The sequence below is a fragment of the Caldivirga sp. genome, assembly GCF_023256255.1.
Lineage (GTDB): Archaea > Thermoproteota > Thermoprotei > Thermoproteales > Thermocladiaceae > Caldivirga.
The window spans coordinates 37,486-60,920 of record NZ_JAGDXD010000014.1 but is presented as its reverse complement, the minus strand read 5'-3'; the positions used below and the strand labels follow the sequence as shown (position 1 = coordinate 60,920).

The window sequence follows — 23,435 nt, the reverse complement described above, 5'->3', positions numbered from 1 at the left end:
AATGATGCTTAAGTCAGGGTTCTTAAGTAGTCCCTTATCCTTAAGTAAGCGTCCTCCCCTCCAATTATGCCTCCCTTAGTTATAATAACCTTACCATCAAGTAAGCCTCCCTTAATCAGGCTTACGCCAACAAGAGGCATTACTTCACCTATCGACTCTAGGTAATTAGCCTTAGACGTGTTAATTAGTGAATTCGCGGTCTCACCGCCACTAACAACTAATGCGTCAAATTGGGCTACTTGTCTTACGAAATCCTCATTTAAGTAGTCCCTATCTTTCATCAAATCGAAGCTTACAATTACCTCATCATAGCTTTGTAGACTGTTGGAATCCTTAATATTAATGACCTTAATGCCGCTTCTCCTGGCTTTCTCAATCTGCCTAATAGTGTTTTCATGCGTGCTACCTACTATGAAGCATATTCTCTTAACCTCATTAATACTAGGTTTCCTTAATTTCCCCTTAACGTAGAGTCTAGAAACCTGGGCGTTTAATGGCCCTGGATCCACTGAAGTAAAGCCATTATTATGTATTACCTGCGCTATTTCAATAATGTCACCTACTGTTCTTGAATCAACAATGACTGCACCGTTTAAGTTACCGGCACTCACTCTAAATTCATTAATACTCATCACCCTAGCCTTAATGCCGCCAAGTTTCTCAATAATGCTTACCCGGGAATCACCTAAGATCGTGTAACCCCCCTCAGTGAACCTACCGTACTCAGGTATTGTATCCGTAACAACAATAGTTCGCTTAAGTAATGGCCTTAACTCAGCTTCAATATTACCCCTCAATGCACTATCAATCCTCTTCCCAATAATGAAACCCTTAGCCTCAGCGTAATCAGCAACTAACTTAACCCTGCTCTCAGCAGCACTTGCCTCAATAAGCCTACTCTCAGTATTAACAACGACGCAATCCGCATCACTTGGAATTAACTCAATTGACTTGTAGCTAATCACTACGGTGTTACAGTGACCAGTCATCATACCGGCAACTCCATTGGCACCCGTTAAGTCATCTGAAATAACCAGGAACTTAACCATCACTAGTGCATTTATGTTAAGGTTTAAACCTTTATTACCATTAAGCTCCATGAATCACTCACAATACTCATGTAGCGTTTCCCACATTATCATTCTCGCTCAGTTTAATCAATTAGCGTTACGTAAGTTAACGAATGTTCATGCTTTATTTCAGTTAAGGTCCTAAACAGGCAATTCGTGTCTTAAGTACCGGATACAAGATAATAAATTACGATTATAGTAACTGGGGCTAGTGGATGATTTTAACTTAAGGAAAGCCATAGGGTGCATTATTAAACCCATATTCCTTAACTTGAGGTTGGGTTCTTGGCTTGTTTAATTCACAACAATCAAAAGTGCAAGGATTAAGGTTTTAAATACAGGGGAACTGAAATTAGTGAAATGTCTGAGCTTAAGGAATTGCTTTGGGTGGAGCGTTTTAGGCCTGTTAGGCTTGTTGATTTGGTTGATCAGGAGGGTGTTAAGGCTGGTTTGCTTGAGTTTGTTAGGCGTGGTGATTTGCCTCACCTACTCTTCTATGGTCCTCCTGGTGTTGGTAAGACTACTGCTGCCTTGGCTTTGGCTAGGGAGCTTTACGGTGAGGCTTGGCGTGGTAGTGTTCTTGAGCTTAATGCTAGTGATGAGAGGGGTATTGATGTTATTAGGGAGAAGGTTAAGGAGTTCGCTAGGACAATGCCAAGCGGCCCAGTACCATTCAAGCTCGTTATACTTGATGAGGCTGATAACATGACTAGTGACGCGCAGCAAGCATTAAGGAGGATTATGGAAATGTACGCATCAACAACAAGATTCATACTACTGGCAAACTACATAAGCGGAATAATAGAACCAATACAGTCAAGATGCGCAATATTCAGATTCAACCCACTACCAAAGGAAGCAGTAATAGAGAGGCTAAGGCAAATAGCCAAGGAAGCAGGAGTAGAGGTAACTGAGGATGGACTAGAGGCAATATGGGAAGTAAGCCAAGGAGACATGAGAAAAGCAATAAACACACTACAAACAACAACCACAACAAACAAAAAAGTAGATAGGGAAACAGTGTATAGGGTTGTGGGTAGGGTTGAGTTTAAGGTTATTGATGAGTTTATTGAGAACGCGTTAAGTGGTAGGTTTGAGGATTCACGTAAATTGTTGAGGAACATAATGTACACGTACGGTGTATCCGGTGTTGAGTTACTTAAGTACATTGAGGATGAGTTACTCATCAATGATAGGTTTAAGTTGCCTGTTGACGCTAAGGTTGAGGTTAGTGAACTGGTGGCTGATATTGATAATAGACTTGTGACAGGTAGTGATGAGGAGATTCAGTTAACGGCATTAATAGCTAAGTTGGCTTTCATAGGCTCTAAGTATGGCTTAAGGACTGTAAAGGAGCCTGAGGCAAAACCAAGTGAGAAGCCTGCTAGGAAAGGGACGCGTAAATGAGCACGCGCAGGTTACCTTGGTTTGAGAAGTATAGGCCAAGGAGCCTTAAGGATGTTGTTGACCAGGAGGAGGTTAAGAAGACTATGGAGGATTGGGTAAGCAGGTGGTTAAGCGGAAAGGAGAAGAGGGCAATACTGCTCTCAGGTCCACCGGGCACTGGGAAGACAACAATGGTTCATGCCTTGGCTCATGATTATGGACTAGAGTTATACGAGATGAACGCCAGTGATGTTAGGACTGCCTCTAGGATTAGGGAGACTATTGGTAAGGCTTTAACACAGGGTTCATTATTCGGCTTTAGGGGTAAGCTAGTGCTCTTCGATGAGGTTGACGGTATTAACGTGAAGGCTGACCAGGGTGGAATATATGAAATAGTTGACATTGTTAAGGAGGCTAAGGTTCCAATAGCCATGACTGCTAATGATCCATGGGACCCTAAGCTTAGGCCCCTTAGGGACATTTGCATTGTTGTTCAAGTTAAGCCACTTAAGAATAGGGACATCATTGAAATGCTTAAACGCATATGCAGTGCAGAGAAGGTTAAGTGTGAGGAGGATGCCTTAAGGCTTATTGCAGAATCATCAATGGGTGATATGAGGTCAGCTATAAATGATCTTCAGACTGTTGCTGAAACGGGTCCAGTAACTAGGGATAGGGTTTCATTATTGAGTAGTAGGGCTCATCAATACGATATGTTTAGGATGGTTGACATGGTGCTTAAGGCTAATACTGTGGCATCAGCTACTGGGGTAACTAGGTTACCTAGCTTTGATTGGGAGAGCTTCCTACTTTGGCTTGTTGAGAATGCTGCCGTGGCCTACTCATCATCACCAGTGGCTATGAGTGATGCGTACGATAATTTATCTAAGGCTGACGTACTTAAGGGCATAATGAGTAGTAGGCAGGAATGGGAACTAATGCCATATGTGCTTGAGTTAATGACAACGGGAGTTGCCTTAGTTAGGGATAAGCCTAAACTACCATTCTTCATAAGAGGTATGAGATTCCCTGAGAAGATTAGGCTACTGGCTAGGACTAGGGAGATTAGGGATACTAGGGACCATGTTATGCATGTGCTTAGGGTTCAGCTCCATGAATCAACAGCAACCATAATAAGGGATTACCTACCGTTAATCAGGACACTAGTGGAGAGTAATGGCAGAGTTATTGAGGTGCTCGCCAAATCACTGGGGGTATCTGAGAGATCCATTAAACTTGTTATAAGCCCTGAGGCCAGTGAGGGGCAGGAGTAAACTATGGTTAAGGATTCACTGTATGAAACGTACAACGCGATAATACCAGTATATGAGAGGACTAGTAAGGCAATAACCCTTGGATTCCTAAACGAATGGAGAAGGAAGACCCTTAACCTAGGCCTTAGAGTACTCAATGACTTAGGGAATACGCCTAGCGTCCTTGATGCTGGTTCAGGCCCAGGCAATATGACTATTGAACTGATTAGAAGTGGAGTTAAGCCGAGGCGTGTCGTGTTGCTTGATCAATCAGTACCAATGCTGAATTCAGCGCCGAACCTTAACTACATTGATAAAGTGTGCGGCTCCTTCGAGCTCATGCCATTTAGAAGTTCTGTGTTCGACATGGTTATAATGGGCTTCTCACTCCACGCTGTCCATGACCTGAGGGGGACTTACTGTGAAATATCCAGGGTACTTAATAATGGGGGAGTGTTAGCCAGTATCAGTATTGGTAAGCCCACTAACAAGGTTTACCGTGCCTTAGGCTGGTTATACACGGTTATTGCAGTACCATTAATAGCCCTTGTGTTTGCTGGGCCAAGGTATGTTTCATACTTCTACACTATACATAACATATATGGACGATTACCACCAAATGATGAGTTCAGGAATACCGCTGAGGGTTGTTTAAGGCTTGTTCAGTATAGGGATGAAGCCCTTGGATTAGTTAATATAATTGTAATGAGGAAGTGGAACCATGATTAATGTAATCCTAGCTACAACTAGACCTAGGAATAGTAGAATCGCCAAGGACCTTGAGGACTACCTTACCGTTAAGTTAGGTAATGTTAAGGTTACTAGGTCACGATTCAGCGGCTTGCTCATAATAGAGACTGAAACTGATCCCATAGTAGTATCTAGGGTTATATTAAAGAGCCCATTCGCAGGTACGGCATTGTTTAGGGTTATCCCACTTATTGAACGCATTAATGAACTAAACCTAGGGGACTTAGTGGACTGGGTATTGCGTAGAGTTAACCAATGCAGTGGCCAAAAACTACTGGTTAGGTGCAGGGCCAGGGGTCGTGGGGTCAGTGACTCGGACTGTGAGCTTAAGTTGGCTAGGATGCTTAAGGAAAGGGGTATTAATGTTGGTGTTAGGTCACCTGGTTGCCTACTATTAATTGAGTGTTGGGAGCAGGGATGCGGTGTTCTTATGGATAAGATTGACTCAATTAAAGAGTATGCGCTTATAAATATAAAGCAATGAATTAAATTAACCGTTTATTATATAGGTATGTGTTAAGAAATTAAAAGTTTCAGGGTACTAGAGAAGTTTACTACTTCATAAGCATTAAAGTTTTAAAGCAGAAAGAACACATATACGCGTGGGGGAATCAAGCATAATTAGGAACCCAGCGGCCTTAACGCCAGATTTCATACCACCTAGGCTAGTTGATAGAGAGGAGCAGATGAATGCACTTAAGATGATTTTCAATGATTACATTAAGTCCCCTGGCTCATTCTACGCTAGAGCCCTACTTGTAGGTAGCACTGGTACCGGTAAGACTATAACTAGCCTTAAGTTTAAGGAGTATGCCTCATTCTCATCCACTGTTAGATTCATTTACGTACCATGCTGGACCCATAGGACACTGCACTCTGCGGTTAGGCATATTGGTGAATCATTAAAAATGAGTATACCTAGGCGTGGCTTCTCATCAGATGAACTACTCGAGATAATTTACGATTACTTGAAGGATAATGACATGTACGTAGTCATAGTGCTTGATGATGTATTTCACATAGTTAATAATAGTGGCGCTGATTCACTTGGGATATTAATAAGGTTCTACGATGAGCACATAGGGGAACATGATTACCACTTCTCATTAATACTAATTGATAGGGATGAGTCTCTGTTAGATAAGCTTGACGCTGGGGCTAGGAGCACCCTAGGTAGGAACATTATTAAGTTCCCACCATACACTAAGGACCAGATTTACGAGATCCTTAGGGATAGGGCGCAGGAGGCTCTTCATCAAAACGCGTACAATGATGAGATCCTCGAGATGATTAGTGATGTTGCTGGAGCCAGGGATAATGATGGAGGTAGGGGTAACGCTAAGCAGGCTATTGAAATACTGTGGAAGGCTGCATTAACTGCGCAACAGCAAGGCTCTAGGAGGATATTGCCGGAGCATGTTAGGGTTGCAATTAAGAACACGCTGCCTGTACACATAGGTGAATTAAAGGGTATGGATCTTCATGAGAAGTTATTCCTACTAGCCATAGTTGAGGCGTTACGTAAGAAGAGGGATGTACCATACATAACCTTTGGTGAAGCTGAGGAAGAGTACATAATGCTCTGTGAGAGGTATGGCTTAAGGACTAAGCGCAGTCATGGTCAATTATGGCATTACTTAAAGGATATGGAGAGCACATGGAGGATTATTGAAACTAGGTTATCGGGTAAGGGTATGAGAGGCAGGACGACGCTAATATCAATACCCTATGAATCCCTCAATGTGCTGGCTCAAGAATTAACAAGGATGCTTGATTACGAGTTGGCTGTTAGGTGATGGCCATGAACCTAGTTGATGAAATAATGGAATCTAAAGTAAGGATTAAGGTAATTCTAGCACTTTATGAGTTAGGTGAACTAAACATAACTCAGTTAGCTAAAATAATAGGCTCAAACTACACATTAACATTAAAGCACGTTAAGGCCCTTGAGAAGGTTGGAATAGTTAAAGAAGTTACAATAGGTAGAATGAGAATAATTAAACTAAACAAAGATACACCCGCATATAAGCACATTAGGAATTTAGCCAACACACTTAAAGACCTAATGAATATTCAACAGTAGGATAGTTCGCTCATTTTAAGAGGCATCATAATTGGCCTTACGTATTGCGTACAGTAGCATTTATTCATATCGTGAGAGGCTGTACCATTAATTGTTCAATTTAATTAAACTATGCCAAATAATATAAAATATACTAAGTAAAGAAATATTACCATATAAGTAAATAATAATAAATAATGTAGGGAATAATCATCCTATCCCATAGGTTAATTATTATTTATTAAAAATGCCAAAAGTATTAATAAAGAATATAAAAATGTATCAAAACATTTATAAACCCCATGTAAATACCCTCATATGGCTTCTCAAAATCGAAACCCAGTAAGGTTAAAGAAACACCTTGGTTTAAGCGACCTATTATTCATCGGTATAGCTGGATCAATAGGCGGTGCAATATTCTACGGTGCACAAAAGGTCGCTGCTAATGCTGGTCCAGCTGGCATATTGGCTTATGTACTTGCACCAATACTTTACATATTCGTGGCATTAACATACCTTGATATAGCAATGGACTTTCCTGAGGCTGGTGGTCCTTCGAGATTCGCAATATACAGTCATGGCCAAGCTACAAGTCTTATAAATGGTATGGCGGATTTAATATGGTACCTCTTCATACCACCACTGGAGTCATACGTGTTCGTAGCCCTAGTGGTTCATGAATTCTTTCCACAGGTTCTTAACCCAGTCACAGGTAACTTAACCCTCATGGGGGGAATTATTGCGGTTGCAGTAATACTGCTTATGGTTCCCTTAAACTACTACGGTATAGAGGTATTCACCGCCTCCAGCAGAGTCATGGGGTGGATTAAGTACGTTTTATACATATCCATGGCGATCATCTTCATCATTGTTGCCTTGAAGTTTAATCCATATGCCTTAAAGAACCTGACGCATTACGGTGGTTTCATGCCCTATGGTGTAACGGGGCTTTTTGCAGCCATGCCTATAGCCATGTTCTCCTTCGGTGGGTCAAGGACTATACCTGACTTCGCTGAGGAGGTTAAGAATAGGCGAAACCTAATTTGGGGCTTAATATTCACTGTAATTGGGGAGGCTGCAATCTACATTACCTTTGCTGCATTATTTGTCCTAAGCACTGACTGGAGGGCCCTAGGGTTACCGGAGGGTGACTGGGGTGCATTACTTAACATAGCCAAGAACCCCTACTACATATTGGCATCAGCGTATCACCTCCCCATAATGTATGCTCTACCAATGGTATACCTAGTGGTTGCATTATTCATGGTTGGCTTCGTGTACATGGGTGCTGGGACCAGGGTAATGCTTGCCGTTGCTAGGTCAAGGCTGGTTAGCCAGAAGATGGGTGAAATACACCCAAGGTACTACGTTCCCTATTGGGCCTTAATAGCCTTTGGTCTAATTGGCGCCTTAATATCATTTCTATTCGCTCCAATTCCAGGACTATATGCATTAGTGAGCTACACAACTGTTGCAGGGTACATAGGGTTTGCCACTAATCCCATAGCAATGATGGTTCTTAAGAAGCAGGGAGCGTCAAAGTTTAATGTACCTGGAGGTTGGGCGATATCAATCATAGCCTTTGCGGTTTCATCGTTAATAGTGTTTTGGAGTGGATGGCCTGCCGTACCATACTCTGTTGCGTTGATTACGGTAGCCACGTTACTATTTGGGTTACTGTACAGGGTTAAGGAGGGTTGGCTTGAGGCTACTTGGTACATAGGCTTCATAGCCTTCTTAACCTTAATGACCTATATCGGCTCGGATGGTGCATTAAACTTAATACCATACACTTGGGCAACGGTTATAACGGTGGTTGTTGCGTTAGCGGTGTTTTACCCATTGGGCATTAAGCTTGGTCTTAGGCAGAGGAATTTCGAAATCCACATTAAGGATCTTGGCGGTGTTTAAACTTAATAAAGTTTGATTAACATGGGTTAACAATGGATGTTGTTAAGGAAGGTGACTATGTCCTACTGTGGCATAGTAATGAGATTAAGGTTATTGCTGTTGCTAAAAGGGGGCTAGTGATTGGTACGGTTAGGGGTATTTTAAGATTTGATGATATTCTCGGTAAGCCTTATGGTTCAAGGATAGTTACGAACCTTGGCCACACATTTTATATTACTAAACCAGACATTACAGACATACTGCTTAAGATGCCTAGGGTGACTCAACCAATCTATCCTAAGGATACGTCAGCCTTAATAATAATGCTTAATGTTAGGCCAGGCAGTAGAATCCTTGAAGCTGGCCTTGGCAGTGGCTATGCAGCATCATTATTGGCTATGCATTTGAAGCCATTAGGTCAATTAATATCTATTGAGAGGAATAGTAGGTATATTGCAGCGGCTAAGAAGACGTTGAGAACCATGGGGGTTAATGATGCTGTTGATATCATTAATGGGGATATAGTTGAATTAGCCTTACCTGAGGAATACTTTGACTCAGCTTTACTGGACCTGGGTGATCCATGGAGGGCAATACCCATTGTTATAAAGGCTTTAAAGCATGGTGGTAATTTAGCAGTTTACGTACCCACCATTAGCCAGGTGGAGAAGGTTATTAGGAGTATGGTTGATTCAAACTTCATAGACATTAAGATGATTGAGGTTAATTGGAGGGAGTGGAAGACAACCATTAATGAGGTTAGGCCTAAGACATGGAATCTATCGCACACAGGCTTCATAATAGTTGCCAAGAAGCCCTAACACACGTTTACGCTTAAACAGTTGTACTAGTTATTCCTCTTAACGTTGACTTGCCTATTAGTGTTTTCACCACTATTGTTTAGTTTCCTTTGACCACCCCTATGGACAGCATCAACAATGTCCTTGAGCACTATGGCTGGTGATTCCTCAATAACAGTCCCAGTTATTACCACGTCAGCCCCCGCTAAGGCTATTGAGTAAGCCGCCTCAGGGCTCCTTATACCTCCCCCAACCATAAGTACCTTATTCCTCACAGCTCTCTTGACCTTAGCCACCACGCTAGATGGCACCGGTTCCCTAGCCCCTGACCCAGCCTCAAGGTAAACTATTGAGAAGCCCATGTAGTATGCGGCTAGCGCGTATGCCACTATAACATCCTCCATGTGGAATGGTATCGGCTTAGCGTAACTAGCGAAACCCACAGCTCCCCCTTCCCCAACTATTATGTATGCCATTGGTATTGATTCAAGGTTACTGAAGCGTTTAGCCATAAGTACCGCTGCCTGTACTTGGGCCCCAATAATATAGTATGGGTCGGTTGAGTTTAATACTGATAGGAAGAGAACCGCATCTGCCCTTTTACTTAACCCAGCTACACTACCTGGAAACAGTATTACAGGTAATTTAACCTCCTGCTTAACGGCGTCAATATAATTATCCAGCGTACTCTCATTAACACCGTAACTACCACCAATCATTAATGCATCGGATCCAGCCTTCTCAGCACCCTTAGCGAGTTCAATGAATTTATCCACCGTTACTTTATCAGGATCCAGTAATGAGAAGTGTAAGGTGCCTTTCTCTGCAAGTTTGTCCATTAAGGATTCAAACACTGTCATTAATCATTTTTCAGCCAGTGGAGTTTTAAGTTATTACTCCTCAATGTCTGCGTCGGGTTCAGGGGCATCTAAGTATTCTATGCCTTCATCACTATCTATTATGCCCTGATTCTGTTGGTTAGTGTTAGTGGTGTTAACTTTAACCTCCACCTGCCTAGCAGGCTTTAATTCACCCGCAAAGTACTTATCAACGAACTTATTATAGTAATCCACGGGTAATAAGCCATTAACTCTGTCGAATATTGCCTCAAGCCCACATACGCCACATGTAACCTTAACCTTATTCTCCTTCTTAATCACGGAAACGTTAACTGCAACTGACCCACAGTAGGGGCATTGAAACACGGTCGGTAGCCTCTTCTTAGGCCTTACTAGCAATTTACGGGTCTTCCTCCTCTTACCCATGATTCAAAGAGCATAAAGCAGTTTAAAATACTTTCCCTCAAGTAATTCGATCCGGCTCCTTACCCTAAAGAACGAGGCCTTCAGCCGTAATTATCCACTGCCGGTAATTAATCGTTTAAAAAGGAACCGTGTTAAGGCTTAGTAGCTTACCTCCTCTCCAATTTACCAATCTCCTCCATGATGCGCCTATGCTCCTCCCTAATCTGCTCAATCTCCTCCCTAAGTCTCTGATACTCAACACCCTTCTCAAGTTGGTCCCTAATCCTCTTTGCTGTTTCCCTAGCAAGTCTCCTAATCCTCCCATCAGGATCCCTTGATGCTAATTCATCAAGTGTAGGTAATAATGCCGGGTGCTTAACCTCATCGGCTGTCGCAACAACAGCGAACCTAACCCTGAATTGCTCATCCTTGGCCAGTTCAATTAACCTGTCGATTGCCTCCCTTCTATCAATAAACTTACCGAGGGCCATTACCGCAGTAGCCCTAACTAGTGTTGGTTTATTAGGCTCAGTGTGGCTGAGTACTACCTTGAATGCATTATCAGTACCTAGTTCGCTCAATCCCCTTAATGCACCCTGCGTTATAACGTAGTTAAAGCCCCCATAGTTAAGGGCTTTAATTAACTCATTTTCAAAATCCCTAATCCTCAGTTTACCTAGGCTCACTAGGGCAGCGTACCTAACGTAGTCTGATTCCTTACCATCGTTAGCAATGTTGAGGAGAACCTTAGCCACTTCCGCATCACCCCTGAAGTTACCTAAGGCATCAATTATGCTTCTCCTAACCCTCGGATGCGTGACCCTTTTAAGTAACCTAAGTAGTTCCACTTTAGCTGATTCACCACCTATTCTACCTAATGCATTAGCAGCCTCAACTGCAACACCCCAGAATGGATCCCTCTCTACTGTTAAAGCCAAGGCTTCAACAGCCCTTGGGCTTGCGTTCTTGGCTAGTGCATTAATGGCCTCAATCCTACACATTACGTCCTCATCATTTAATTCCCCTATTGCCTCCTCAAGTGGTTTATCGAACTGTGTTACTTTAAGCACCTTGAACTTGGGGTCGATGCAAATGTACTTTGGCTTACTGGGCGCATTCAAGTGAAGCACATGCTCCTTCTCCTCAATGTTTAGTAACCTAACTTCACTATTACCCTCGTAAACTATCTTAACCTCCAGTGGTATTTTATAGATAGGGTATGAGTCATCACCCTGAGCCTGACTTATACTTAACCTAATTGCAGATTCATCAGGGAGCCAACTCCAGGAAACCTTAAGAACTGGATGACCAGCTGAGTAGACGAATTGTTTAAAGAACCAGGTTAAGTCTTCACCGTAAGCCTCCTCCATGGCCTTCCTTAAATCCTCAGTATCAGCATTACTGAACCTATGCTTATTCAAGTAATCCTCAATACCCTTCCTGAAGTTTTCTTCTCCTATTATGTTCTTTAACGTGTGTAGTACTAGTGATCCCTTCTCGTAGGTGTGCCTATCAAACATCTCCTCAGGTATTGAGTATAGGTTAGTGACTATTGGCCTTGAGTATCGCCTATACTCATCTAGGTAGGACTTAAGGTTACCGTAAAGCCTATACACAAATTCATCGAAACCCCTACTGTGAAGCGTGTATAATGCATCAAAGTAGGTTGCGAAAGCCTCATTAAGCCAAATATTACCCCAATCCCTAGTAGTAACCAAATCCCCAAACCACTGATGAGCCAACTCATGAGCAACCAAACCATCAGAAGAAAAATCCTCCCTACCCCTACACGGCCACTCATCATAGGGGCACTCCTCCCTCCTCGTATGTAGAGTCGTATCAGTTAGTATTGTCACAGTAGTGTTCTCCATACCACCGTAAATGAATTCATGAACAGCTACCTGTTTATAAACAGGATACGGGTACTTAACCCCAGTGTACTCACTGAAGAATTTCACGGCATCACAGGTAGCGGCAAAGGTTACCTGTGGGTCCCCGTACCTACCCTTGGGCCAATAATACTCTAGCTTAACCCCATTGCAGTCTGATTCAAGCTTCTCAAATTCACCGGCAGCGAAGGCTATTAAGTATGGGGAATGCGGGTAATCAAAGACCCAACGCCACGTAGATTTATCGTTGAGATCCCTAACATCCATTAACACACCATTGGAGATGGCGATCATGCCCCTTGGAACCGTTATCTCTAGTTCAGTTGGGAATTTTATGTTAGGATTATCTGGTAGCGGTAACCAATACCTATTATCTTCACTTTCACCCTGAGTCCAAACCATGAGCGCAGTGTTTCCTTTTTCCTTATCAGGCCTTATGAAGTAGGCGCCCTTCCTAGGCTTAGTTTCGTAAGAAACCTCAATAATTGTGTTTTGGGAAGCCTCCAGGGGTGGGTTGAAGTATAGCCTTAATATGGAGCCGTCGTAATCCCTCTGGTGGCTTGTGGATAGTATATTCATTTCCTCTGCGTTTAACTCAATGTAGCTGAGTCGTCTCCTTGGTATAATCTCGTAAATAACCCTACCCCTAAGCTTACCTTCACTAATGAAGACCTCTAACTGGGCTATTAAACGCCTAATCGTGTATGGGTATGATTCAGGGAACCTTGGTTTATAGTCTGGGAATGCGAAGTCCCTGCCAATAAGGTACTTCCCATTAACGAACATCACTAAAACCCCTGAGTTAGTGTATTTAAGTAATAAATAGTCTTAAACATGTGGATCGCCATCACTTTAAAGAGGAGTCCCCTATTCTTTATGAGTAAGGTAAGTTTTCTTGAATCTACTTTTTCAGTAGGCTATGGATCTTAGCCTTACTGGTGTTGGTAGTTGGGTTATATGTAATGGTTGATGTTGAAGGATTAATGCATGAGGTAAAAAGCTTATTAAGCTATAGGAGTACCCTATAGGTTATGTCATCACTGGCTAGTGATGAGGCTAATGAGAAGATAGCCCAAGCGCTCTACTACCTGGAGAGGATAATTCACGATATGGGTATACCGAGGAACATAAGGAGGGCTGCCAGTGAGGCTGCTAGGATTCTTAGGAATAATCAAATGAGCCCAGGTTTAAGGGCATCAACAGTCGTTAGCCTGCTTGATGATGCATTATCCGACCCAAATATGCCTACCTACAGTAGGGTTCTAATACTGCAGATTATTGCTGTTCTAGAACAAGTAAAGGATATTGTTGGTTAATGTGGAATCCTCACTATTTAACCCTTTAGTAACCTAACTTGCTTGAATCAGAGGATTTCAGAATCAGGTCTACTTAACGGGCCTAGTGTTAATAATCTAAAATTGCACATTACTACTTATAACTGCTCTGATTAAGTACCCTTACTTATGGAGAGGGCCTTCGCCGTCGCTAATGAGGATGAGGTAATTAGAGGTGAGGTAACTGACGTTTACTTCGTTAGGACTGTTGATGTACTTAAGGCAGCTGGATTAGATAAAGTTAAGGTTAGGGCTGAGTTCCACGTAATGAATCTACCGAAGGATTATGAGTGGGCAGTCTACACCGGGTTAAGTGAGGTTCTTGAGTTAGTGAAGAGGGCTGGACTTAAGGTGAACGTATACTCAATGCCGGAGGGGACGGTGTTTCAGGCTAAGGAACCACTAATGGTTATTGAGGGTAACTACATTGACTTCGCAGTCTATGAAACACCAATATTAGGTATACTTAGGCATTACTCCTCAATATCTTCAAAGGCAGCTAGAGTAAAGTATAGGGCGATGAACAAGCAGTGCCTATTCTTTGGGGCAAGGGCGCTTCACCCAGTAATACAGCCGATGGCTGATAAGGCGGCTTACATGGGTGGATGCGATGGCGTCGCTAATGTCGTTGGAGCAAGGTTCCTTGGTATACCGGCGTCAGGCACTATGCCGCATGCATTAATGATAGTCTTCAAGGCTATTAAGAAGGACCACACTTTAGCGTGGGTTTGGTTTGATAAGGTGGTTTCAGGGAATATACCTAGAATAGTGTTGGTCGATACTTTCCTTGATGAGAGGGAAGAGGCCTTAATGGCCGCTAAGCTACTGGGTGATAGGTTAAGTGGCGTAAGGTTAGATACACCAAGCAGTAGGAGGGGGAACATGAGAGCCATAGTTGAGGAGGTTAAGTGGACCCTTGAACTAGCTGGGTATAGGAATGTCAAAATAATAGTGAGCGGTGGACTTGATGAGGAGACTATAGGTGAGTTAAGTGATTTAGTGGATTCCTTCGGGGTTGGAACATCAATAGCGTTTCCACCCAGTGTCGACATAAGTATGGACATTGTGGAGTACTATGATGAGGAGTCAGGTAAATGGGTACCACTCACTAAGAGGGGTAAGATACCTGGTTTTAAGCAGGTCTACAGGTGCAGTGGCTTCAAGGACTACGTTACCCCATTCTACTCTACAGTTAAATGCCCTGATGGTTCAGAGCCTGAGGCATTAATTAGGAAGGTTTATGATGAGTCAGAGGGTGTATTAGTTAACACTAAGCCAAGTGACGTCAGGGATCGTGTACTTGCGCAGTTGAGCGAATTAAAGAAGGGTAATGGTTCAGTGTACACGTACCTTATCCCATCAGGGGGCTAAGTTTTTAAAGAGTAACGTATAGTTTAAAGCTCACAAACGTGTTACTGGCGCAATGGGTGATTCATGTTGAGTGAGGGTGAGAGAAAGGCTGGTGAATTGGAGTATGTGAGGAGGACTAAGTACCATGTTGAGAACATTAATGGTGTTGAAGTCACGAGCTTTGAGGTACCTTACATAAGGTACTTCGCTGAGGATGAGTTAGTTTACCTTGAGGCTGTATTGGATTTCAAAAATACTGATGAGTTAATTAAGAGGATTGACGAGAGCAAGCTCGGTAGGAAGACGATAGAGAAGGTGTTTGCATACAGGCTTAAGCAGGGTAATGCTGGTCCTGAACCCTGGCCTGTGGAGCCAGCCTTATTGCCAAGTTTAATACAAAACAATGCTGAACCCAATCCAGTATACGAGGTGAAGCCTGATGAGGGACTTAATGAACTGGTTTCATCAGCCTACGGGCTTAATAGATTCATGTTCTCCTACTCAATAAGAATAAATGATATTAAGGATTTCCTATTCATGGGGGTTTTAAACAAGGGCTTCTATAAGGAGGTTTACATAATGAGGAGCATTGAACCAATGGCTATTGTTAAGTATAATGTCTACGTTTAGTATCAAGACCTCGAATACCTTACCCTTAAGCCCAGCTTACTTAACTCTGAAGCAAGGGACTCCTCTTCTTCACTCGTTAACCCCCTCACTAATGGCTCCTTAACACTTCCAAAGTCATACTTAAGTAGTTTCACTAAACTATAATGCACCGCTGGTCTTGGGTACTTGTTGGCAGTATCCCTTACCTTAGTGACTAAGGCCTGCGTCTTCAATGCATCATTAACATTGCCATTCCTTGCCTTCCTATAAGTATCAATGATTAAATTGGTTATTGAGTTAGATAACGCTGAAATGCATCCCTTAGCCCCCACTATTATTGATGGCGCTATCATGTGGTCTGAACCATTAAACACCTCTAGGCCCATCTCAATGAACTGCATCACTTGACCTAAGTCACCACTACTATCCTTTACTCCCGTAATCCTAACGCCATCCTTAATCAACCTGGCGACAATATCTGGAGTTACGTTAAACCCAGTGTTGCCTGGAATATTATATATGAAGGTTGGGAGTTCAGTCAACTGGTTCAGCTTCATGAAGTACCTTCTTATGGTTTCGTAATCCGGCCTATAGTAAATTGGCACTATTGAAGCAATAGCTGATGCACCATACCTCTCAGCAAGCTTGACAGTACCGGAGACGGTATCCCAATCCAGTGAACCAACCTGAACAACAATAGGTTTACCACCTGAAGCCTCAGCTACAGCCTTAACAACAGTCTCCCTCTCCTCAAGATTAAGCAAAACACCTATACCAGTGGTGCCAAGGGGGAAGAATCCATCAACCCCATCTTTAACAAGGGATGAGACGTGAGTAATCAAGCCATTGGCATCAACTTTCCCATTCTTAAAAGGTATTGCTAAAGCAACCAATACGCCCTCCATAGTAACCTACTAGTTCGTTTGCTTAAAAATACTTCCGGAATGAGGCGGTATTCTCAACATGCTTCACTAGTCGAACTCAGCCATGTTCCAATCTACATGAATGCTTGTTATCTAGGAAAAATAAGTAATTTAAATACCGTAGAGAATTATTAATAATACTACTCCCTTACAATGAGGTAGTCTTTACCTCTAAGAACATACTCACCGCTTATTTTCTCACCTGTTTCAATATTAACACCACTTACATTTATCCTAGCATCACTCCACCCATGGTTAATGTAAGCTGTGTAGTTGTACCTACTTGACTTAAGCCTAGCCACTTGAACCCACTTATTAGGTGTTGATGCCCCAACCCCCTCCCTTCTCAATATCATGTTATAGAGCAGGTGCGCATCATAATTCTCAAAGGGTTTTGGACTTAGGCCTAACCAGTACTCCAATGGGTAAGTTATGAAGTATACCCTGCCTGAGCCAACGTTAGAGTAGACTATTACTGGATTACCTGCCGAATCCTTAAGCAATACGTCCCCTCCACTTACCTTAGCTATAGCCCTATCGTACGTGTAACCCATTGCCGGTACATTGATATTAACGTTATCAATAGTTGTGCTTAAACCATCAGAAAGTACAGGATAATTGTAGTAGAGGTCTAGCTTAATGGCCCAATCAATGTTCATCCAGAAGCCGTAGCAGTATGAAATCACCGCAACCCCACCTCTTTCAACAAATTTCCTAACCTCCTCCTGTGTTTGGGCAAGATACCTTAATGCACATGGTAGGAAGAGTACCTTAATGTCACTGCTAATCTTAGTCTTACCTTCCTCTATTATTACTCCATCTGTTAAAGGCTCCTCAATAATGACCCTTGGGTTTAAGCCGTTTTGAATAAGCATAACGTATGAGGAGAGGAGCGCAGTGGATATTTTACGGGATTCCTCCCTTGAGGTGAATGGGTAACTCCAGTAGACGTATGATGGGATGAGTAAGGCAACGGGATCCTCCACTGGCTCCACGTCACCAAGCGTTGAAATTAACCTAGAGAACCTGGTTAATTCATCACCCTGCGGCTTAACTCCCCAATCAATTGTAGTTACACCATACCTGAGCTCATGAGGATGATGGGAATACGGCCTCTGGTTAATTAATGGGAAGTCACTGTAACACCAGCCCCATGCCCCCACAGCTCCACTGATTAATGACCCCATTAACACAGTCCTATAGTAGCCTGCTATGTGTTCATCAGAACTAAGCGTTGATGATGCCCCAAACTCCTCAAGTATAGTTGGCTTCCCTAATCCCCTGCAGGCCTTAATTATTAATTGAGGCATTATTGTATGCCTAATTGCATCAGTGTCAGGCGTGTAGAAGTGAGGCCCCATGTAGTCGACGTAATCCTTATACCTATATGGGTTAAAGCCATTGAACGCACCCATAATACCCCAGCATCCATCCCCTGTACTAACCCAATGTCCACCGTCAAGTGACTTAACTAGGCTTGACATTTCCTTAATCCAATCGGTAACCTTATCTTCACTTGATGTTGCATATATCGGTAACTCATTGCTAAGTATCCAGCCTCTAATGGCTGGGTGACCCCTGAACCTTGACACTATAGTATCAATAAGAACCTTAACCTCACTTTTAAGCTCAAAGAAGTCCCTACTACCCCTCCATTGAGGATCCCAGTTCTCACCTGACATGTGGCCGACGATGAATGTTAAGTAAACCCCAACATCGTGCTTATGGGCAAGGTCAAGGAATCTCCCCAGTCTCCTAAGCATCTCCTCATCAACCTTCCCAGGCTCCCTCTGGAAGTCAGGCCAATAGACGAAGGCCCTAATCACATCGACACCTAGCTCCCTGATCTGGGCTAATTCCTTATCAACAATCTCCTCATTGAAGAACCTCCACATTAATGGTCCACCGTTCTTACTCCAGTAGTTTAAGCCTATTAGGAACATTAAGTTGCTTCTCTAGGAATAAAGTTTTAAAGTAATGCCTCATTAGGCTCATTGAGTATTAATGGCTGGTCAACCACTTCACGTTAATGCCAGGACAACGGCACTGATAATAATAATAAACAGTGCCCTATCAATACCATACCTAGTGTTCAGTTACCTAGGCTTAGGGAGGGCTGCGGCGTTAATGGGTGTTCTTCTATCAGACTACTTAATAGCACCATATTTACCTTGGCCTCTTGGATTAGTTACGTCAATGTTCTTTGACCCAACCATACTTGACTACGTGTTTAATATGCTTACCTTATTCTTCATTGGTCCATTCTTCGAACGCAGATATGGAAGAGGCATGATGTGGAAGGTTTACTTAATTTCAGGGTTCTTCTCTGCGTTATCAGTTTTCATATATGGGCCTAATACTTTCATTGCAGGTGCCTCAGGGGCCTTATTCGGCATGATAGGCTTCATACTTGCCTTACCGGATAGGTGGGTAATATTATCTAATCCATGGAACATAATAGCAATAATATTCCTCCTAACGCCCTTCGCGGCGAGCTTCGGTATAGCTTACTTAGGTCATTTACTAGGTTTCATAGTTGGGATAATTTACGGCTACATTTGGTACAGGAGGATGATTAGGTATGGCACTAGGCTTAGGTATAGGTACTTCTAATCATGATCTTAATGTAACCTGGTCTTGCCTGAGAAAACTTTATATAAGCTTATAGGAAAGTCCGCGTGATCATAAATGTCAGTTAGAGTTGTTGAGAAGAGGATAGAGGATATTCTAGAGATAATGAGGAATCCATCGCAAATTAGGAATGTTGGTACACTGGCTCACGTTGACCATGGGAAAACGACTACAACAGACTCACTACTCATGGGTGCTGGTTTACTTAGCCCTAAGGTTGCCGGTAAGGCGCTTGCGTTGGATTATGTTGAAATTGAGCAAATAAGGCAAATGACGGTTAAGGCAGCTAACATAAGCCTATACTTCGAGTATGGTGGTAAGCCTTACTTAATAAACTTCGTTGATACGCCAGGGCACGTTGACTTCACTGGGCATGTGACTAGGTCACTTAGGGTAATGGATGGTGCCCTTGTTGTTGTTGATGCAGTTGAGGGTGTAATGACCCAAACAGAGACCGTGGTTAAGCAGGCAATGGAGGAGATGGTTAGACCAGTATTATTCATTAATAAAATAGATAGGTTAATCAAGGAGCTTAGGCTATCTCCGCAGGATATTGGTAATAGGATAATTTACATTACTAAGGAGTTCAACTCACTCATCGATTCCTACGCACCACCTGAGTTCAAGGAGAAGTGGAAAGTTAGTGTTAATAAGGGGCAGGTTGCCTTTGGTTCTGCCTTAAGCAAATGGGGTTTAACAATTCCAATGATGCAGGAGAAGGGCATTAAGTTCAGTTACATAATGGATGCCTACGAGAGGAATGCGGTTGATGAGCTTGCCCAAGAGTTCCCGCTTTACAAGACGTTGCTAACCATGATTATAGAGCACATTCCACCACCTGATGTTGCCCAGAAGTACAGAGTACCTAAGCTCTGGAAGGGTGACTTGAATAGTCCAGTGGGTAAGGCGTTACTTGACGCTGACCCAAATGGTCCATTAGTCATAGCTATAAGCAAGATAAATAAGGATCCCCACGCCGGCCTAATAGCCACCGGTAGGGTCTTCAGTGGAACAATTAGGGAGGGTGATGAGGTTTACATAATTGGGCAGAAGATTACTAAGAGAGTTCTTCAAACCTACCTGTACATGGGTCCAAATAGGATAATAGTGCCTGAGGTTATGGCTGGTAACATAGTTGCACTAATGGGTGTTGATGAGGCTAGAGCCGGTGATACGCTTGTGGCAACATCACTTAAGGATATTCCACCATTCGAGAAGATGAGGTATGTATCAGAGCCTGTTGTTACGGTAGCCATAGAGCCTAAGAATCCCAATGACTTAGCTAAACTCGTTGAGGGTCTTAGGGACTTAGTGATTGAGGATCCAACGTTAAGCCTGAAGATCGATGAGGAGACTGGGCAAATACTGCTAAGCGGTGTAGGTACATTGCACCTTGAGATAGCCACATGGCTATTAAAGGATAGGACTGGCTTAGACTTTGTAGTTTCACAACCATTAGTTAGGTTCAGGGAGACCGTTAGAGCTAAGTCCCAGGTCTTTGAGGGTAAGTCACCTAATAAGCATAATAGGCTGTACATAAGTGTTGAGCCACTTGATGAGGAGTCCATTAGCCTAATACAGTACAGTGAAATAACGGAGGATATGGATCCAAGGGAGAGGGCTAGGATACTTAGGGAAAAGGCTAACTGGGATACTGATGAGGCTAGGGGAATTTGGGCAATAGATAACCAATACATTAATGTACTCATTGATAAGACCAGCGGTATTCAGCACCTTAGGGAGATTAGGGATTACATAGTTCAAGGCTTCAGATGGTCAATGTCAGCCGGGCCATTAGCCCAGGAGCCAATAAGGGGTGTTAAGGTAATACTACATGATGCGGTTGTTCACGAGGATCCAGCCCATAGGGGTCCAGCTCAAATAATGCCAGCAACCAAGAACGCAATATTCGCCAGCCTACTTTCAGCCGACCCAACTCTACTTGAGCCCCTCCTGTTAATTGATGCTAAGACCACTGTTGATAACATGGGCCCTGTAACCAGCGTGATAACTAGGCATAGGGGTAGGGTTATTGACGTTACTCAGACTGAGACCATGGAGGTGGTCATTAAGGGTGAGATACCTGTAATAGAGTCATTTAACATAAGTGATGAGCTTAGAAGCGCAACGACAGGTAGAGTTTTCTGGAGTCTGCAGTTCTCACGTTGGGCACCAGTGCCTGAAAGCCTCCGTGAAAGCCTAATACTGTCTATAAGGGAGAAGAAGGGATTGCCTAAGGAGCTACCTAAGATTGAGGATTACATTTCAACATTTGCCTAAAATGCATATAATGCATTAACCACATGACTAAAATATTCCTTAACTTAAATTAATTAGTTATGAGAAATGAGAATGATGAGTTAGATCAATTAAAAAAGAGGTTGATTAGAGAAATATTAGCCTCAGGGAGCAAACAGAATGAGCAAACTGAGGTTATTGATCTAAGGGGCCTTGGGTGTGATGCGCTTAAGAAATTCATAATTAATTACCAGTTGAGTAAATCCAATAAGAGATATAGAGTGTTACTAGACGACTACACTTGCTTTATCATGGTTAAGAGAGCTGTGCCATTATTAGGTGGTAAACTATTGAACTTCGGCAGAGAGTCAACATACCTATTTATAGAGTATGAGAGGTAACTTATTAGTTAGTATGTGAAATAGTTTATCTTAGACTTATGTTAATATTGATTTCAGTATATTCATCTTATATTGTGAAATATATCTTTTAAAGCTAGTGAAATCGCAAGTTAAGGATGATTGAGGGACTATTAGTATTGATTAAATTCATGGAGATACTATTGGCAGGCTTATGCGCAGGTATTCTTGGCTCACTAGCCGGCTTAGGTGGTGGGGTAGTGCTCACACCAGTCCTCACCTTATTCATAGGTATACCGATGATGTATGCATCAGGTTCAGCGCTTATATCAACAATAGCCACATCAGCTGGCTCAGCCAGCGTCTATATTAAGAGGAAGTTGGCTAACGATAGAATCGGAATAAGCCTAGTTACAGCAACCACTGGGGGAGCAATAGTTGGTTCATTAACTGCTAATTATGTGTATCAACATGGATTAACATGGATAATATACACAATATTTGGGGTAATACTACTGTTTTCAATAATACCAACAATACAGAGGAGCACGTGTGAATTACCACCATTACGTAACCCTGATAAGTCCACTAGACTACTTAGGCTATATGGTGTCTGTTATGATCCAGCCCTTAAGATTTGGTATAAGTATTGGGGTGTTCGTTGGTGGTTGGGTGAGTTGATTATGTTTTTTGCTGGTTTTATTAGTGGTTTGCTTGGTATTGGTAGTGGTGCTTTGAAGGTTCTTGGCATGGATTGGGCAATGAACCTACCAATGAAGGTAAGCACAACAACAAGCAACTTCATGATAGGAGTAACAGCAGCCACAAGTAGCTCATTATACTGGCACTTTGGTTATATTCAACCATTCGTAGCCGTAGCCGCAGCAGTGGGAGTGCTAGCAGGTTCATCAATGGGTACAAGATTACTAATACATATCACTAACAGGCAAATAAGGTGGGTGTTCGTAACCATATTGGCTTACTTTGGATTAAGAATGGTACTTAGAGGCTTAAATAGGGAGCATTTATTACCATTAACCTCCCCTGAACGTAACGTTATTGCAATAGTCTTCTCAATCATAGTAATCAGCACGCTATACTTAATCATTACACATAGGTATAGTAGCGAGGCTGATGAGACGGTTATAATGTACCGTACGCAACCCAATGGTACTAATCCAGTGGAGGAGAGGTTCATAAACATAACCAGTAGTCTACTTAAATATGGTGTACTAGTAAGCGTGTCATTAATGGGGATAGGCTTATTAATAATGGTGGTAACTGGAAGTGGGCTCCACTACTCAATAAGTATGATTACTGACCCATCGAGTCAATTGAATACGTCATTGATAGGAGTCTTCACTATAATAGGCGGCTTAATCAAGCTTGATGGATTATGTGTAATGTTAACTGGATTGCTTGCATTAATAGCCATACCAATACTAATGGTGGTTCTTAATATGGTTAGGTTCATGCTTGAGCATGATATGCTCTATTTAGCGTTCACTATAGTAGTTATTATTAACTTATCGCTTGCAGTATTCGTATTACCGTTATTTATTTCATAGTTATTCAATTTCATTCTCATGTGTTTTAGCATTATATAAAATGTGAAATATTCACTTGAAATGACCGTGAATTTATAAG

The 23,435-nt window shown here is 42.4% G+C and carries 21 protein-coding genes; 15 read left to right on the top strand and 6 right to left on the bottom strand.

All coding sequences use genetic code 11. The features are described from left to right. Nucleotides 1-8 precede the first annotated feature (8 nt). Nucleotides 9-1,049 (bottom strand): four-carbon acid sugar kinase family protein, encoded by a 1,041-nt coding sequence (locus tag Q0C29_RS02155; RefSeq protein WP_291999016.1) that lies wholly within the window; start codon nt 1,047-1,049, stop codon nt 9-11. A 381-nt stretch (nt 1,050-1,430) separates the two neighbouring features. On the opposite strand from Q0C29_RS02155, the gene Q0C29_RS02150 reads away from it, so the two are divergent. From Q0C29_RS02150 to Q0C29_RS02115, 8 genes are all read left to right on the top strand, one after another. After that, nucleotides 1,431-2,477 (top strand): replication factor C small subunit, encoded by a 1,047-nt coding sequence (locus Q0C29_RS02150; protein ID WP_291999015.1) that lies wholly within the window; start codon nt 1,431-1,433, stop codon nt 2,475-2,477. Then, nucleotides 2,474-3,730: a replication factor C large subunit gene (locus Q0C29_RS02145; RefSeq protein ID WP_291999014.1), complete on the top strand. Its 1,257-nt coding sequence runs from the start codon at nt 2,474-2,476 to the stop codon at nt 3,728-3,730. The genes Q0C29_RS02150 and Q0C29_RS02145 overlap by 4 nt, the downstream gene beginning before the upstream one ends. Nucleotides 3,731-3,733: 3 nt before the next feature. After that, nucleotides 3,734-4,438, top strand: a complete 705-nt coding sequence (locus tag Q0C29_RS02140; protein WP_291999013.1) for a class I SAM-dependent methyltransferase — start codon at nt 3,734-3,736, stop codon at nt 4,436-4,438. After that, on the top strand, nt 4,431-4,943 hold the full coding sequence (locus Q0C29_RS02135; protein ID WP_291999012.1) for a hypothetical protein: 513 nt from the start codon (nt 4,431-4,433) through the stop codon (nt 4,941-4,943). Before Q0C29_RS02140 ends, Q0C29_RS02135 begins: the two co-directional genes overlap by 8 nt. 118 nt (nt 4,944-5,061) lie before the next feature. After that, nucleotides 5,062-6,255, top strand: coding sequence for an ORC1-type DNA replication protein (locus Q0C29_RS02130; RefSeq protein ID WP_291999011.1), 1,194 nt, complete (start codon nt 5,062-5,064; stop codon nt 6,253-6,255). Between the two features lie 5 nt (nt 6,256-6,260). Beyond that, complete coding sequence (locus Q0C29_RS02125) at nt 6,261-6,542, top strand: winged helix-turn-helix domain-containing protein (protein ID WP_291999010.1); 282 nt, start codon at nt 6,261-6,263, stop codon at nt 6,540-6,542. Nucleotides 6,543-6,839: 297 nt separating this feature from the next. After that, the gene (locus Q0C29_RS02120) at nt 6,840-8,432 is read left to right on the top strand and encodes an APC family permease (RefSeq protein WP_291999009.1); all 1,593 of its coding nucleotides are present in this window, start codon (nt 6,840-6,842) and stop codon (nt 8,430-8,432) included. A gap of 32 nt (nt 8,433-8,464) precedes the next feature. After that, the gene (locus tag Q0C29_RS02115; RefSeq protein ID WP_291999008.1) at nt 8,465-9,232 is read left to right on the top strand and encodes a tRNA (adenine-N1)-methyltransferase; all 768 of its coding nucleotides are present in this window, start codon (nt 8,465-8,467) and stop codon (nt 9,230-9,232) included. A 26-nt stretch (nt 9,233-9,258) separates the two neighbouring features. Here Q0C29_RS02115 and Q0C29_RS02110 read toward each other — a convergent pair whose 3' ends face one another. From Q0C29_RS02110 to Q0C29_RS02100, 3 genes are all read right to left on the bottom strand, one after another. Next, nucleotides 9,259-10,071, bottom strand: a complete 813-nt coding sequence (locus tag Q0C29_RS02110; protein WP_291999007.1) for a geranylgeranylglyceryl/heptaprenylglyceryl phosphate synthase — start codon at nt 10,069-10,071, stop codon at nt 9,259-9,261. A 33-nt stretch (nt 10,072-10,104) separates the two neighbouring features. Beyond that, nucleotides 10,105-10,476 carry a hypothetical protein gene (locus Q0C29_RS02105; RefSeq protein ID WP_291999006.1) on the bottom strand — a complete coding sequence of 124 codons (372 nt, stop codon included), beginning with the start codon at nt 10,474-10,476 and terminating at the stop codon, nt 10,105-10,107. Nucleotides 10,477-10,622: 146 nt separating this feature from the next. Next, nucleotides 10,623-13,130, bottom strand: a complete 2,508-nt coding sequence (locus tag Q0C29_RS02100) for a M1 family aminopeptidase (protein ID WP_291999060.1) — start codon at nt 13,128-13,130, stop codon at nt 10,623-10,625. A gap of 245 nt (nt 13,131-13,375) precedes the next feature. Here Q0C29_RS02100 and Q0C29_RS02095 point away from each other — a divergent pair, with 245 nt between their 5' ends. The 3 genes from Q0C29_RS02095 (at nt 13,376) to Q0C29_RS02085 (ending at nt 15,658) form a co-directional block, all read left to right on the top strand. Then, a complete protein-coding gene (locus tag Q0C29_RS02095; protein ID WP_291767938.1) occupies nt 13,376-13,660 on the top strand; it encodes a UPF0147 family protein in 285 nt (94 codons plus the stop codon). A gap of 147 nt (nt 13,661-13,807) precedes the next feature. Beyond that, entirely contained in the window at nt 13,808-15,049 is a 1,242-nt protein-coding gene (locus Q0C29_RS02090) for a nicotinate phosphoribosyltransferase (RefSeq protein WP_291999005.1), read from the top strand. 63 nt (nt 15,050-15,112) lie between these two features. Then, on the top strand, nt 15,113-15,658 hold the full coding sequence (locus Q0C29_RS02085; protein ID WP_291999004.1) for a hypothetical protein: 546 nt from the start codon (nt 15,113-15,115) through the stop codon (nt 15,656-15,658). 2 nt (nt 15,659-15,660) lie between these two features. Here Q0C29_RS02085 and Q0C29_RS02080 read toward each other — a convergent pair whose 3' ends face one another. Further along, a complete protein-coding gene (locus Q0C29_RS02080; protein WP_291999003.1) occupies nt 15,661-16,542 on the bottom strand; it encodes a dihydrodipicolinate synthase family protein in 882 nt (293 codons plus the stop codon). Nucleotides 16,543-16,700: 158 nt separating this feature from the next. After that, nucleotides 16,701-18,503 (bottom strand): cellulase family glycosylhydrolase, encoded by a 1,803-nt coding sequence (locus Q0C29_RS02075; protein WP_291999002.1) that lies wholly within the window; start codon nt 18,501-18,503, stop codon nt 16,701-16,703. A 61-nt stretch (nt 18,504-18,564) separates the two neighbouring features. On the opposite strand from Q0C29_RS02075, the gene Q0C29_RS02070 reads away from it, so the two are divergent. From Q0C29_RS02070 to Q0C29_RS02055, 4 genes are all read left to right on the top strand, one after another. Next, the gene (locus Q0C29_RS02070) at nt 18,565-19,173 is read left to right on the top strand and encodes a rhomboid family intramembrane serine protease (protein WP_291999001.1); all 609 of its coding nucleotides are present in this window, start codon (nt 18,565-18,567) and stop codon (nt 19,171-19,173) included. Between the two features lie 75 nt (nt 19,174-19,248). Continuing rightward, nucleotides 19,249-21,471: an elongation factor EF-2 gene (locus Q0C29_RS02065; protein ID WP_291999000.1), complete on the top strand. Its 2,223-nt coding sequence runs from the start codon at nt 19,249-19,251 to the stop codon at nt 21,469-21,471. 59 nt (nt 21,472-21,530) lie between these two features. After that, nucleotides 21,531-21,830, top strand: a complete 300-nt coding sequence (locus Q0C29_RS02060; protein WP_291998999.1) for a hypothetical protein — start codon at nt 21,531-21,533, stop codon at nt 21,828-21,830. A 116-nt stretch (nt 21,831-21,946) separates the two neighbouring features. Continuing rightward, nucleotides 21,947-23,356, top strand: coding sequence for a TSUP family transporter (locus Q0C29_RS02055; protein WP_291998998.1), 1,410 nt, complete (start codon nt 21,947-21,949; stop codon nt 23,354-23,356). Nucleotides 23,357-23,435 lie beyond the last annotated feature (79 nt).